The organism is Streptococcus sp. KCJ4932 (genome assembly GCF_004352745.1).
Lineage (GTDB): Bacteria > Bacillota > Bacilli > Lactobacillales > Streptococcaceae > Streptococcus > Streptococcus ruminicola.
The window spans coordinates 20,321-33,847 of record NZ_SJWW01000007.1 but is presented as its reverse complement, the minus strand read 5'-3'; the positions used below and the strand labels follow the sequence as shown (position 1 = coordinate 33,847).

The 13,527-nt window shown below is 38.1% G+C and carries 13 protein-coding genes; 12 read left to right on the top strand and 1 reads right to left on the bottom strand.

Translation table 11 applies throughout. The features are described from left to right. The first annotated feature begins 41 nt into the window (after positions 1-41). From E0E02_RS04220 to queF, 6 genes are all read left to right on the top strand, one after another. Positions 42-1,781 carry an ABC transporter ATP-binding protein gene (locus E0E02_RS04220; RefSeq protein ID WP_133017935.1) on the top strand — a complete coding sequence of 580 codons (1,740 nt, stop codon included), beginning with the start codon at positions 42-44 and terminating at the stop codon, positions 1,779-1,781. A 2-nt stretch (positions 1,782-1,783) separates the two neighbouring features. Next, a complete protein-coding gene (locus tag E0E02_RS04215; RefSeq protein WP_133017934.1) occupies positions 1,784-3,553 on the top strand; it encodes an ABC transporter ATP-binding protein in 1,770 nt (589 codons plus the stop codon). A gap of 166 nt (positions 3,554-3,719) precedes the next feature. Beyond that, a complete protein-coding gene (queC, locus tag E0E02_RS04210; RefSeq protein WP_074867853.1) occupies positions 3,720-4,370 on the top strand; it encodes a 7-cyano-7-deazaguanine synthase QueC in 651 nt (216 codons plus the stop codon). Then, the gene (gene queD / locus E0E02_RS04205) at positions 4,370-4,816 is read left to right on the top strand and encodes a 6-carboxytetrahydropterin synthase QueD (RefSeq protein ID WP_133017933.1); all 447 of its coding nucleotides are present in this window, start codon (positions 4,370-4,372) and stop codon (positions 4,814-4,816) included. Before queC ends, queD begins: the two co-directional genes overlap by 1 nt. Next, a complete protein-coding gene (gene queE / locus E0E02_RS04200) occupies positions 4,809-5,522 on the top strand; it encodes a 7-carboxy-7-deazaguanine synthase QueE (RefSeq protein ID WP_039696751.1) in 714 nt (237 codons plus the stop codon). Before queD ends, queE begins: the two co-directional genes overlap by 8 nt. Before the next feature lie 148 nt (positions 5,523-5,670). Continuing rightward, positions 5,671-6,162: a preQ(1) synthase gene (queF, locus tag E0E02_RS04195; protein ID WP_039696752.1), complete on the top strand. Its 492-nt coding sequence runs from the start codon at positions 5,671-5,673 to the stop codon at positions 6,160-6,162. 36 nt (positions 6,163-6,198) lie between these two features. Here the strand turns inward: queF and E0E02_RS04190 are convergent, their stop codons facing one another. Next, positions 6,199-6,696 carry a DUF308 domain-containing protein gene (locus tag E0E02_RS04190; protein WP_039696754.1) on the bottom strand — a complete coding sequence of 166 codons (498 nt, stop codon included), beginning with the start codon at positions 6,694-6,696 and terminating at the stop codon, positions 6,199-6,201. 236 nt (positions 6,697-6,932) lie between these two features. On the opposite strand from E0E02_RS04190, the gene gdhA reads away from it, so the two are divergent. From gdhA to E0E02_RS04160, 6 genes are all read left to right on the top strand, one after another. Beyond that, positions 6,933-8,282 carry an NADP-specific glutamate dehydrogenase gene (gdhA, locus tag E0E02_RS04185; protein WP_133017932.1) on the top strand — a complete coding sequence of 450 codons (1,350 nt, stop codon included), beginning with the start codon at positions 6,933-6,935 and terminating at the stop codon, positions 8,280-8,282. Positions 8,283-8,438: 156 nt separating this feature from the next. Next, positions 8,439-8,948 (top strand): GNAT family N-acetyltransferase, encoded by a 510-nt coding sequence (locus tag E0E02_RS04180; RefSeq protein WP_133017931.1) that lies wholly within the window; start codon positions 8,439-8,441, stop codon positions 8,946-8,948. Continuing rightward, positions 8,945-9,355 carry a peptide deformylase gene (locus tag E0E02_RS04175; protein ID WP_074560351.1) on the top strand — a complete coding sequence of 137 codons (411 nt, stop codon included), beginning with the start codon at positions 8,945-8,947 and terminating at the stop codon, positions 9,353-9,355. The genes E0E02_RS04180 and E0E02_RS04175 overlap by 4 nt, the downstream gene beginning before the upstream one ends. A 143-nt stretch (positions 9,356-9,498) precedes the next feature. Continuing rightward, complete coding sequence (locus E0E02_RS04170) at positions 9,499-9,939, top strand: MarR family transcriptional regulator (RefSeq protein WP_039696758.1); 441 nt, start codon at positions 9,499-9,501, stop codon at positions 9,937-9,939. 3 nt (positions 9,940-9,942) lie between these two features. Next, positions 9,943-11,757, top strand: coding sequence for an ABC transporter ATP-binding protein (locus E0E02_RS04165; protein ID WP_133017930.1), 1,815 nt, complete (start codon positions 9,943-9,945; stop codon positions 11,755-11,757). After that, positions 11,747-13,519, top strand: a complete 1,773-nt coding sequence (locus E0E02_RS04160) for an ABC transporter ATP-binding protein (RefSeq protein WP_133017929.1) — start codon at positions 11,747-11,749, stop codon at positions 13,517-13,519. Before E0E02_RS04165 ends, E0E02_RS04160 begins: the two co-directional genes overlap by 11 nt. Positions 13,520-13,527 lie beyond the last annotated feature (8 nt).

Genomic DNA, 13,527 nt, shown 5'->3' with positions numbered 1-13,527 from the left:
GCAAGGTCACTTCTTTCATATAAACATTAGAAAGGAAGACTATGAAACTCATTTGGACTTATTTGAAAAGATACCCCAAATGGCTAGTGCTCGATGTTATTGGGGCGCTTACCTTTGTAGTGGTTAACTTAGGCTTACCAACGGCTCTTGCTCGAATGATTGACCAAGGGGTTACAGTTGGAAATAAGGATAAGGTTTATTTCTGGGCACTGGTTATGCTGGTTGTCATCATCTTGGGGATGATTGGACGTGTGATTCTTGCTTATGCAGCAGGAAAAATTACCACAAACATGATTAAGGATATGCGAAACGATATGTATGATAAGTTACAGCAATATTCACATCAAGAATATGAACAAATCGGTGTGTCTTCCTTGGTAACACGGATGACCAGTGATGCTTTTATCTTGATGCAGTTTGCTGAGCAGACGTTACGTATGGGAGTCATTACACCTTTGATGATGATTTCTAGTGTGGTAATGATTTTAGTAACCAGTCCATCACTTGCTTGGATTGTAGCAGTTGCTATTCCATTTTTGGTTCTGGTTGTTTACTATGTGGCAACTCGTACGCGTCCTTTATCAGAAAAGCAACAATCAACTCTTGATAAAATCAACCAATATGTTCGTGAAAATTTAACTGGTCTACGTGTCATTCGTGCCTTTGCGAGAGAAGATTTTCAAGAAAAACGTTTTGGTAGTAAAAATGATGAATATAAAGACTTATCAAGCCGCTTGTTTATTTTAACTGGTTTGACTGAACCACTCTTTGTTCTAATCATTATCTCAATGATTGTGGCTATTGTCTGGTTCGCCCTTAATCCACTTGCACATGGTGAGTTACAAATCGGTAATTTGGTAGCCTTTATTGAATATAGTTTCCACGCCTTATTCTCATTTCTTTTGTTTGCCAATTTCTTTACCATGTATCCTCGTATGGTGGTTTCAAGTGAACGTATTTCGGAAGTTATGGCGATGCCAATTTCCATCGACCCAAATGAGGATGGTGTGACTGAGACGGCTACAAAAGGTTATCTGGAATTTGATAAGGTAACTTTTGCTTATCCAGGTGAGACGGAAAGCCCTGTCTTAAAAGACATTTCCTTCAAAGCAAAACCTGGTGAAACCATTGCCTTTATCGGCTCTACGGGTTCTGGTAAGTCATCACTCGTAAACTTAATTCCACGTTTTTATGACGTGACGCTTGGTAAGATTTTGGTTGATGGCGTTGATGTTCGAGATTATCAACTAAAAGCTCTTCGTCAAAAGATTGGTTTTATTCCGCAAAAAGCTCTGCTATTTACCGGAACCATCGAAGAAAACTTGAAGTATGGTAAGTCTGATGCGACAAGTGAAGAATTGCAAGCGGCAGCTGATATCGCGCAAGCTAAAGAATTTATCGAAAGTCGTGATGACCGTTATCAAACACATTTGGCAGAAGGTGGAAGCAATTTGTCAGGTGGTCAAAAACAACGTCTCTCAATTGCGCGTGCGGTGGTTAAGAAACCTGATATCTACATTTTTGATGATTCTTTCTCAGCGCTTGATTATAAGACAGATGCTCAACTGCGTGCTCGATTGAAAGAAGTGACGCAAGAAGCAACCGTTTTGATTGTGGCGCAACGTGTGGGAACTATCATGGATGCCGATCAAATCATTGTGCTTGATAAAGGTGAAATTGTTGGGCGTGGTACACACGATGAATTGATGCAAACAAATGACATCTATCGTGAAATTGCCAACTCACAACTGAATAAAGCAGAAGAAATGAAAGGAGAATAAGAATGTCAAAACGAAATATTTTTCTACGTTTATGGGATTATCTCCGACAATATAAAGGTGCGCTTTTCTTAGCTATTTTTCTAAAAATCTTTAGCAGTGTCATGAGTGTACTTGAACCATTTGTGCTTGGTCTTGCTATCACTGAATTGACGTCGAATCTTTTGAATATGGCTCACGGTGTGGCTGGAGCACACATTAATATTTCTTACATTGCCATTATTTTAGTGCTCTACTTTGTCCGAGGTATGGGGTATGAGCTAAGTAGTTATGGTTCAAACTTTTTCATTACCAAAGCGGTGCAAAAGACCATTCATGATTTGCGTCGTGATTTAAGCGAAAAAATTAATAAGATTCCAGTTTCTTACTTTGACAGTCAGCAATTTGGTAATGTTTTGGGACGTTTTACGTCAGATGTGGAAACAGTATCAAATGCTCTTCAACAAAGTTTCCTTCGTATCATCGAAGCATTTACGACCATTACTTTGGTTATTTGCATGGTGCTTTATCTTAACTGGCGACTTGCTTTGGTCGTGATTGCGATTATTCCATTGACCTATTTTAGTGCCAAATTTATTCTTGGTAAATCACAGCCATATTTCAAAAAACAAGCAGATGCGCTTGGTGGTATGAATGGTTTTGTTCAGGAAAATTTGACAGGATTTAACGTCATTAAACTTTATGGACGTGAAGAAATTTCAAGTGAAGAATTCCGTCACATCACTCAGAATTTACAAGAGGTTGGTTTTAAAGCTAGTTTCATTTCCGGGATTATGATGCCAGTTTTAAGTGCGATTTCGGATATGGCTTACTTGATTATTGCGGTTTTGGGTGCTTTACAAGTTCTTTCAGGTCAACTGACTGTTGGTAATATGCAAGCTTTTGTTCAATACGTATGGCAAGTGAGTCAACCGGTTCAAACCATTACTCAATTGTCTAGTGTGCTTCAAAGTGCTAAATCATCACTTGATCGTATTTTTGAAGTTCTTGATGAGCCAGAAGAAGCAGCACAAGTAACTGAAAAACTAGAACATGACTTGTCTGGTCAAGTAACCTTTGAAAATGTATCCTTCCAATATGTTGCTGATAAACCATTGATTCGTAACTTTAACTTAGAGGTTAAACCTGGTGAAATGGTTGCCATTGTTGGACCAACCGGTGCTGGTAAGACAACGCTGATTAATCTGTTGATGCGATTTTACGATGTAACGGCTGGTTGCATTAAGGTCGATGGTCACGATATTCGTAATTTGTCACGCCAAGATTATCGCAAACAATTTGGAATGGTCTTACAAGATGCTTGGCTTTATGAAGCAAGTATCAAAGAAAACCTTCGTTTTGGGAATTTGGATGCGACAGATGAGGAAATTGTGGCAGCAGCAAAAGCTGCTAATGTTGATCACTTTATCCGCACTCTTCCAGGCGGCTACAACATGGAAATGAACCAAGAATCAAGTAATGTCTCACTTGGTCAAAAACAACTCTTGACCATTGCACGTGCTTTGTTAGCTGATCCTAAGATCTTGATTTTGGATGAAGCAACTTCATCCGTTGATACACGTCTAGAACTCTTGATTCAAAAGGCTATGGAGAAATTGATGGAAGGTCGCACAAGCTTTGTGATCGCGCACCGCTTGTCAACCATTCAAGATGCTGATAAAATCTTGGTGCTTAACAATGGTCAGATTGTTGAGCAAGGAAACCATGAAAGCCTTCTAGCCGCTAAAGGTTTTTATTACGATTTATATAATAGTCAATTTGCTAAAAACAATTAGCCATTGAATATCTTTCATAAAGATGATATGATTATTAAGTAATAATAACGATGTTTGGGAAAAGCCATCGCTAAAAAAAACCAGCCTAATGACTGAAATTAGCGCCCCTGTGGATTCCCATAGGGGCTTTTTCTTTGCCCAGATATCTTAGAAAAGAGATATTGAAATGAAACGTCAATCAGCACTTGTCGTCTTTAGTGGCGGACAAGATTCCACAACTTGCCTATTTTGGGCTTTAGAGCATTATGAACATGTCGAAACAGTGACTTTTAATTATGGTCAACGTCACAGTCTTGAAATCGAAGTTGCCAAACATATTGCTGCTGAGCAAGGTGTTAAAAATCACTTGCTTGATATGTCATTGCTAGGGCAATTAACTGAAAATGCATTGACACGTGATATTGAGATTGAAAATCCTGATGATGATTTGCCAAATACTTTTGTTGATGGGCGCAATCATTTGTTCTTATCATTTGCTGCGGTGCTAGCAAAACGTCTTGGTATTACAGATATTATTACTGGGGTGTGTGAAACAGACTTCTCAGGATATCCTGATTGTCGGGACGCTTTTGTCAAATCACTAAATGTCACTTTAAATCTTGCTATGGATTACAATTTTGTGATTCATACACCATTGATGTGGCTTGATAAGTCAGAAACTTGGGAGTTGGCTGATCAACTTGGAAAATTTGATTATGTTCGTGAAAATACTTTGACTTGCTATAATGGCATTAAAGGCAGCGGTTGTGGAGAGTGTCCTGCTTGTAAACTTCGTCAAGCTGGTCTGGAAAAATATTTAGCTAGAAGAGGGAAATAATGTTTTCAGTACCAAAAGAACTAAAAAAACCAACAGGTGAGTCTTTAGTTTATTGTCATCGTCGTGTTATGGTTTCAAAAGAATTTACTTTTGATGCTGCTCATCATTTGTTTAATTATGATGGTAAATGTAAAGCACTTCACGGGCACACTTATCGTTTGCAGATTGCTGTTTCTGGCATGCTTGATGATCGCGCAATGGCAGTTGATTTTGGAGATATTAAGCAGATTTATAAAGAATATTTGGAGCCGCATTTGGACCATCGTTACCTTAATGAAAGCTTGCCTTATATGAATACAACGGCTGAAAATATGGTTTATTGGATTTTTGAGCAAGTAGCGAAGCATTTGCCAAAGGAACGTGAAATTAGAGTAGAATATGTCCGTTTGTATGAGACACCAAGTTCATATGCTGAGTTCAGAAGGGAGTGGCTTTTAGATGACTAAACGCCCACTAATGATTCCTGTGCTAGAAATTTTCGGACCAACTTTTCAAGGAGAAGGACGAGCGATTGGCCAAAAGACCATGTTTGTCAGAACGGCTGGTTGTGATTATCACTGTGCTTGGTGTGACTCAGCCTTTACTTGGGATGGTTCAGAAAAGCCAAAACGTATGACCGCTGATGAAATTATTGCAGAGCTAGATAAGTTGGGAGCTTATGACTATGTAACTTTGTCAGGTGGTAATCCCTGCCTTTTAGGAGCTAATATGGGGGAATTGGTTGCTAAGTTAAAAGCGCGTGGTGTGACACTGGGGATTGAAACACAAGGGTCTCGTTGGCAGACTTGGCTAAAAGACATCGACCAAGTCACTCTTAGTCCAAAACCACCATCAAGTCAGATGAGTGTGAATTTTGAAACACTTGATTTTATTGTGTCTCAGTTGGATAAAGACCAAGTCACTTTTAAAATTCCTGTCTTTAATGATGAGGATTTAACATTTGCTAAAATGATTCAAAAACGTTATCAGCCTGATGTTTTGTATTTATCGGCTGGAAATCCTGAACCACATGCTTCTGGAAATATTGTAGAAGCACAGCTTAATCGTCTGCGTCAGCTTTGGGAAACAGTGGCAGCTGATTCAGAATGGAAAAGTGTGCGAGTTTTGCCACAACTGCATACATTACTTTATGACAATAAACGTGGCGTTTAAAATGGAGATTTAAATGAATAAAGCGCAGCTTAATTGCTTGCGCTGATTTGGGGAGAGCACTATAACCGATTCAAGTGGCAAAGCGGACAGCCTTTGTCACAATTACACTGATATTTGATAATAAAATGGAATTAAAAGGGAGATTTTAATGACAAGAACAGATGAAATGAAAGATTTGACCCTGCTGGGAAATCAAAATACCAAGTATAAATATGACTATGATCCAAGTATTCTTGAATCATTTGATAACCGTCATATCGATAATGATTACTTTATTAAATTCAATTGTCCTGAGTTTACCTCACTATGTCCGATTACAGGTCAGCCAGATTTTGCAACGATTTATCTCTCATATATTCCTGATAAACTGTGTGTTGAATCAAAATCATTGAAACTTTATCTATTTAGCTATCGTAATCATGGTGATTTCCATGAAAATTGTATCAATACCATTGGTAAAGACTTGATTGATTTACTTCAACCACGTTATCTTGAGGTTTGGGGAAAATTCACTCCACGTGGTGGCTTGTCAATTGATCCGTATTTTAACTACGGAAAACCTGGTACCAAGTATGAAAAAATGGCAGATTATCGTTTGATGAACCATGACTTGTATCCAGAAAATATTGATAATCGTTAAAAAATAACCCTCGGATTTTTCCGAGGGTTTTGTTGATTATAATTTAAATGAAAAACTAATACCGGAAACGCCGACAGCCATTAGAAGAAGACCAGCCAAACGACCGACAAAGATAGCTGACAAAGTTGGATTAAATAGGAGGAATAATCCCAGAAGAATGGCGAGAACTGCTGAACTTAAGAAACGATTGGCATCAAAGAATCCAGCTTTTTTCATTTGAAAACCACCAATCAAACGTAAGATACCACTAATTAAAATCCAATAAGCAGCAATGGTCATGACTGCACTTGATAGAGACATAACTGAGCTTGATAGCAGGATGATTCCAAAAACAATGGACAAGATACCTTGTAGCAAGTACCAAAGCGAACGATTAACGCTACTTGAATACATAAAGAGACTTGTGAAGCCAGACAAGAAAATAATAATGGCGATAATCCAACCAATCATGGCTGTAGTCGTGAAGGGATGAATAAAGAGAAAAAGTCCGATAAGTAGGGCGATAATCCCTGACCAAAGTGATAAACCTTTCATAATGCTACCTCCTATATTGTCACCTTAATCATACCACAAATCACGAAAAAAAGATTGTTAGAAGTTATAGCTTAGAGAGTTAGAAAAAAACTAAGTGACATAAGATGTAACGTTTTATAACATCAAAATGAAAATTTTTTAGAAAAGATACTGTAAATGCTTGACAGAAATATTCAGAAAATTTATAATATTTAATGTAATACAAAATTACAATCTCGTTTATGGAGGACATATATATGACAACAGGTAAAGAGTATGTAGCTGGCGTCTTTGAAAAGGTGAAAGCTCTTAATGCTCATGAGCCCGAATTTCTACAAGCTATAGAAGAAGTGTTTGAATCACTGGTTCCAGTGTTTGATAAATATCCTAAATACGTTGAAGAAAATCTTCTTGAACGTTTGGTAGAACCTGAACGCATTATTTCTTTCCGTGTTCCTTGGGTTGATGACAAAGGTCAAGTTCAAGTGAACCGTGGTTTCCGTGTTCAGTTCTCATCTGCGATTGGTCCTTACAAAGGTGGTCTTCGTTTCCACCCATCAGTAAACCAATCAATCATCAAATTCCTTGGATTTGAACAAATCTTTAAAAACTCACTTACTGGTCAACCAATCGGTGGTGGTAAAGGTGGTTCTAACTTTGATCCTAAAGGTAAATCAGATAACGAAATCATGCGTTTCTGTCAAAGCTTTATGACTGAGTTGAGCAAACACATTGGTGCTGACACTGACGTTCCAGCTGGTGATATCGGTGTTGGTGGACGCGAAATTGGTTACCTTTACGGTCAATACAAACGTCTTCGCAATGAATACACAGGAGTTCTTACTGGTAAAGGACTTACTTACGGTGGTTCTCTTGCACGTACAGAAGCAACTGGTTATGGTGCTGTTTACTTTGCTGAACAAATGCTTAAAGCTCGCGGTGAAGATTTCGCTGGTAAAGTAGCTCTTGTATCAGGTTCAGGTAACGTTGCTATTTACGCAACTGAAAAACTTCAATCACTTGGTGCTAAAGTTGTTGCTGTTTCAGATTCATCAGGTTACGTTTATGACCCAGAAGGTATCGATGTTCCACTTCTTAAACAATTGAAAGAAGTGGAACGTGCTCGTATCGTGAAATACGCTGAAGCTCGTCCAAGTGCAACTTTCACACCTGCTAACGAAGGGACTATCTGGTCAATCAAAGCAGACCTTGCTTTCCCATGTGCTACACAAAATGAAATCAATGCTGAACAAGCTAAAATGCTTGTTGACAATGGTGTCATTGCTGTTACTGAAGGTGCAAACATGCCTTCAACATTGGAAGCTATCGAAGTCTTCCAAAAAGCTGGTGTTTCATTTGGTCCTGCCAAAGCAGCCAACGCTGGTGGTGTAGCTGTTTCAGCCCTTGAAATGGCACAAAATAGCCAACGTACACCTTGGACTTTCGAAGAAGTAGATGCCAAACTTTACAACATCATGAAAGGCATTTACGAAAATGCAGCAGCTGCAGCCAAAGAATTTGATGCAGAAGGTAACCTTGTTGTTGGTGCCAATATTGCTGGATTCCTTAAAGTTGCTGAAGCAATGTCAGCACAAGGTATTGTTTAACATATTACCTTAGAACCGTATAGACGGATTCAACAAGCCATTTTGTCTTAAATTAATTCTCTAATATCAAATAACCGAATCGAGCTCACCTAGGTGGGCTCTTTTGGTTGCTTGAAAAATTTGCTATAATATTTCTATCGAAAGAGAGGTCTTCTTATGATTGATGTGAGAGAAGTAACTGTTAAAGATGCTAAAAATTTGCTTGAATTTTGTAATCAGGTTGGTTCAGAGACAGATAATCTTTCTTATGGCAGTGAAGGGATGGGACTTTCTGTTGCTGAGGAAGAGAAAATCTTAGCAAAATTTCAAAATGCCAAGACATCTCATTTTTTATTAGCTGAAGAAAATGGCCAAATTGTTGGAACATGCAATTGTAGAAGTTTTCGAAAAAAACGTTTGTCACACCGTGCAGAAATTGGAATTGCAGTTAAAAAAGCCTATTGGAATAAAGGCATTGGGCGTAAACTCTTAACATGTTTAATCGATATTAGTCGACAATCAGGTCTTAAAATTCTCTCACTTGAAGTTCGTACGGACAACAAAAGGGCTATTCACCTTTATGAAAGTTTAGGTTTTCGTAGGATTGGAACCTTTGAAGGCTTTATGGAAATTGATGGCAAGTCTATCGATTTTGACATTATGGAATTATTTTTGGAGAAATCATGATTAAAGAGATTGTAAAAGATACTTTTTTCTTGGCGCAAAAGTCGCAAGAAGCTACAAAAGATGATTTGTATTTAGCGCAAGATTTGCAGGATACCTTAAATGCGAATCGTGCCAATTGTATTGGAATGGCAGCGAATATGATTGGTGTTAAAAAACGCGTGATTATTGTCAATATGGGCTTGGCAGATTTGGTGATGTTTAATCCAGTTATGACGAACAAATCTCTTCCTTTTGACACTGAAGAGTCATGTCTATCACTTCTAGGGTCTCGTCCAACACGACGTTACCAAAAAATCGATGTTACTTTTATGGACAAGAATTGGAATAAACAAAGCCTAACATTAACTGGTTTAGCAGCACAAATCTGCCAGCATGAGTTAGATCATTTAGAAGGAATTATTATCTAAGAAAAGTTGTTAATGCAGCTTTTCTTTTTTACTGGTTAAAAAATAATTACCATGAGAACTTTTTTCTTGACATTAGTTCTCATAAGAACTACAATGTATTTTACAAGAATAAATCTTGAAAAATTTCAGAAAGTGAGGAAAAAATGCGAGACAAAGATCCCTTTTCACAATTTAGATACTTTATTAATTTGATGGAGAATCGGGTACATGAACTCGGTGAGCAGCACGGTGTCGAAAATCTTGCTGGTCCGCAGGGCTTTGCAGTGCTTTATTTACGTGAAAATGAAGACAAGGAAGTTTTCATCAAAGATATTGAGCGTAAACTGAAGATTTCAAAATCTGTGACTAGTAATTTGATTAAACGAATGGAAAAAAATGGCTTTATTGAGGTGGTTCCGTCAGAGGTTGACAAGCGTTATAAGCGTGTGGTCTTAACAGAACTTGGTAAAGCAAAATCCAAAGACATCGATGCTTTTCATGTTGCCATTCATAAGCAAATTTTTGATGGTATTAGCCGTGAGGAACTAGAAATTTCTGGTCGTGTCTTTGATCGCATTTTGAAAAACTTAGAAAACAAGGAGTAACGCATGTTAAAAATTTTTAAACGTTTAACGGCAAAAGAAATCATCATGATGATTATCGCCGTCTTATTTGTGTGTTTGAATGTTTTCTTGGATTTGAAAATTCCAGATTACATGTCTGACATCACATCCTTGCTCTCAACTCAAGGAACAAAAGCAAAAGATATTTTTGCTTGGAATCTAGATGCCCCAGGTATGCGTATGGTCTTGCTTTCTTTAGGAAGTTTTGCAGCCTCTGTAGTTGTCGGATTCTTAGCCGCACGCATCGCAGCAAGTTTCAGTACGCGTTTGCGTGATGATATTTTCCATAGTGTTTTGGACTTTTCAGATGCGGAAATCAAGAAATTTTCAATTCCAAGTCTTTTAACACGTACAACAAATGACATTACTCAAATTCAGTTGGTCTTTACCATGGGACTTCAAGTTATTACCAAAGGACCAATTATGGCAATCTGGGCAATCACGAAGATTGCTGATAAAAACCATGAGTGGTTGATGGTGCTGGTTGTTGCAGTGGCTGTCATGATTTTGATGTTGATTTTCTTGCTCATGATGGTAATGCCAAAACAACGCATGATTCAAAAATTAACCGATAAATTGAACAGTATCACGCGTGAATCATTGGCTGGTATCCGTGTTGTCCGTGCTTACAATGCCGAAAGTTATCAAGATGGTAAATTTGCCAAAGCCAATGATAACGTGACAAACTTTAACCTCTTTATCAACCGTTCAATGGCTTTAATGTCACCAGTCATGACAAGTATTTCAAGCGGGATGACTTTGGCCATTTATTGGATTGGTGCCTTCTTGATTGAGGATATTGCCATTCCAAAAGACCCAACTAAGATTGCTGGTGCCATGCAAGATAAGGTAAATATTTTCTCAGATATGGTTGTTTATTCATCATATGCCATGCAAGTTGTTATTGGTTTTATGATGATGATTATTGTTTTCTTCATTCTTCCTCGTGCAGTTGTTGCTGCTGGTCGTATTAATGAAGTCTTGGATACAAAACCATCTGTTATTTATCCTGAAGAAAGTAAAGTTCAGCCGGTCGAAAAAGGTTCTGTAGAATTTGATGATGTGTCTTTCCGATATAGCGATCACTCAGAAGCTGTTTTGGAACATGTTTCCTTCAAAGCTAAAGCAGGTGATACGGTTGCCTTTATCGGATCAACAGGTTCTGGTAAATCTACTCTAGTTAATTTGATTCCTCGTTTTTATGATGCAAGTGAAGGAACAATCAAAGTTGACGGTGTTGATGTTCGTGATTACGATCATGACACCCTTCACAAGATTGTTGGTTACATTCCGCAAAAAGCTGTGCTCTTTAGTGGAGACATTGCTTCAAATATGGACATGGGTGACAGCAATAGTTCACCGCTTGATGATGACAAGATGTGGGAAGCACTTGATTTGGCACAAGGTAAAGACTTCGTTGAAAGTAAAGAAGGTCAATTGAAAGCCCAAGTCTCTCAAGGTGGTCAAAACTTCTCAGGTGGTCAAAAACAACGTTTGGCAATTGCGCGTGCACTTGCTCGTAAACCTGAAATTATCATCTTTGATGATTCATTCTCAGCGCTTGATTATAAGACTGACCGAATCCTTCGTTCTCAATTGAAAGAGCGTACAGCTGACATGACGAAGTTGATTGTTGCTCAACGTATTTCAACAATCATGGATGCTGATCAAATTTTGGTCTTGGATGAAGGTAAAGTGGTTGGTCAAGGTACTCACGAAGAATTGCTTGCAAATAATGAAGTTTATCGTGAAATTGCCTACTCACAATTATCTAAGGAGGAATTAGAAAATGGAAAATAAGAAAAAAGTATCCTTCTATGGCAGAATGAAGCCATACATTAAAGGTTTCCAATTTCCATTTATCCTTGCGGTAATTGGAGCCATAATCTCAGCGACTGTTACTGTTATCGGTCCTGATAAATTAAAAGAAATTACAAATACCATTATGAAAGGCTTGACACCAACTAAAATGGGGACTATCCCTGGTGTTGACCTAGATAAGGTTGGACAAATTGCTTTAACCCTTGCCATTTTATATGTGATTTCTGCAGTTGTTGGTTACATTCAAAACTTTACTGTAGCAACAATTGTTCAACGATTTACACAACGTTTACGTACAGCTATTCAAGTAAAAATTGACCGTGTGCCACTCAACTATTTTGACAGCCACTCACAAGGGGATACCCTTTCTCGTGTGACAAATGACGTGGATTTGCTTGGCCAATCTCTTAACCAAAGTTTGGGAACATTGGTCACTTCAACAGTACTTTTGATTGGTTCTATTTTCATGATGTTCCATTCAAATGTCAGCATGGCGCTAACAGCCATCGGTTCTGTCTTTATCGGCTTCTTATTGGTTGTTGTGATTATGGGGTCATCACAACCATTGTTCAAACGCCAACAAAATAACTTGGCTGCAGTTAACGGTTATGTTGAAGAAATTTATTCTGGTCACAATGTGGTGACAAGCTACAACGCATCTGAAGAAACTAGTCAAGCATTTAAAACACTTAACACAAATCTTTACAAATCAATGTGGCAATCACAATTCTTATCAGGTATTATGATGCCGCTCATGATTTTCATTGGTAACTTTGGTTATGTTATGGTCTGTGTGGTTGGTGCAGTTAAGGTGATTAATGGCGATATTACCATGGGTGATGTGGTAGCCTTTATGACTTACGTGCGCATTTTCTCACAACCTCTTTCTCAAATCGCTCAAGCATTCACACAAATGCAATCAGCAACAGCTGCTATGAGCCGAGTCTTTGAATTTCTTGAAGAAGAGGAAATGGAAGATGAATCACACAAAGAACGTCAATTGTCTGATGTTAAAGGTGAAGTTACCTTTGATAATGTCTTCTTTGGTTATTCTAAAGATAAAACTATTATCCATGATTTCTCTGCCGTGGCAAAACCTGGTCAAAAGGTTGCTATCGTTGGACCAACTGGTGCTGGTAAGACAACCATCGTTAACCTTCTTATGAAATTCTATGAAATTGATAAAGGCCAAATTGCTATCGATGGTGTTGACACACGTTTGATGTCACGAGAAGAAGTCCATGACCAATTCTCAATGGTGCTTCAGGATACTTGGCTCTTTGAAGGAACAATCAAAGAAAACTTGATTTATAACCAAGAAAATATCACTGATGAACAAGTAGTAGCAGCAGCTAAAGCAGTTGGTGTTCACCACTTTATCATGACGCTTCCTGATGGCTATGACACATACCTTGATGATTCTGTTACCCTTTCAATCGGTCAAAAACAACTCTTGACCATTGCGCGTGCCCTCTTGAAAGATGCTCCGCTTCTTATTCTAGATGAAGCAACATCATCAGTCGATACACGTACAGAAGAGTTGATTCAAAAAGCCATGGATAAATTGATGGAAGGTCGCACATCCTTTGTTATTGCTCATCGCTTGTCAACAATTAAAAATGCTGATTTAATTCTTGTCATGAAAGATGGTAACATCATTGAACAAGGTAGTCATGATGAATTGATGACAGAAGGTGGCTTCTATGCTGACCTTTACAATTCACAATTTGAAGTAGCCTAAAAAAAGAG

Excerpts from the sequence above, each read along its gene's own strand:
- E0E02_RS04190 (WP_039696754.1), bottom strand. The coding sequence starts at position 6,696 with ATGAAAGGTTTATCACTTTGGTCAGGGATTATCGCCCTACTTATCGGA.
- queE (WP_039696751.1), top strand. The coding sequence starts at position 4,809 with ATGACTAAACGCCCACTAATGATTCCTGTGCTAGAAATTTTCGGACCA.
- E0E02_RS04215 (WP_133017934.1), top strand. The coding sequence starts at position 1,784 with ATGTCAAAACGAAATATTTTTCTACGTTTATGGGATTATCTCCGACAA.
- E0E02_RS04160 (WP_133017929.1), top strand. The coding sequence starts at position 11,747 with ATGGAAAATAAGAAAAAAGTATCCTTCTATGGCAGAATGAAGCCATAC.
- E0E02_RS04220 (WP_133017935.1), top strand. The coding sequence starts at position 42 with ATGAAACTCATTTGGACTTATTTGAAAAGATACCCCAAATGGCTAGTG.
- E0E02_RS04180 (WP_133017931.1), top strand. The coding sequence starts at position 8,439 with ATGATTGATGTGAGAGAAGTAACTGTTAAAGATGCTAAAAATTTGCTT.
- queC (WP_074867853.1), top strand. The coding sequence starts at position 3,720 with ATGAAACGTCAATCAGCACTTGTCGTCTTTAGTGGCGGACAAGATTCC.
- E0E02_RS04170 (WP_039696758.1), top strand. The coding sequence starts at position 9,499 with ATGCGAGACAAAGATCCCTTTTCACAATTTAGATACTTTATTAATTTG.
- gdhA (WP_133017932.1), top strand. The coding sequence starts at position 6,933 with ATGACAACAGGTAAAGAGTATGTAGCTGGCGTCTTTGAAAAGGTGAAA.
- queF (WP_039696752.1), top strand. The coding sequence starts at position 5,671 with ATGACAAGAACAGATGAAATGAAAGATTTGACCCTGCTGGGAAATCAA.
- queD (WP_133017933.1), top strand. The coding sequence starts at position 4,370 with ATGTTTTCAGTACCAAAAGAACTAAAAAAACCAACAGGTGAGTCTTTA.
- E0E02_RS04165 (WP_133017930.1), top strand. The coding sequence starts at position 9,943 with ATGTTAAAAATTTTTAAACGTTTAACGGCAAAAGAAATCATCATGATG.
- E0E02_RS04175 (WP_074560351.1), top strand. The coding sequence starts at position 8,945 with ATGATTAAAGAGATTGTAAAAGATACTTTTTTCTTGGCGCAAAAGTCG.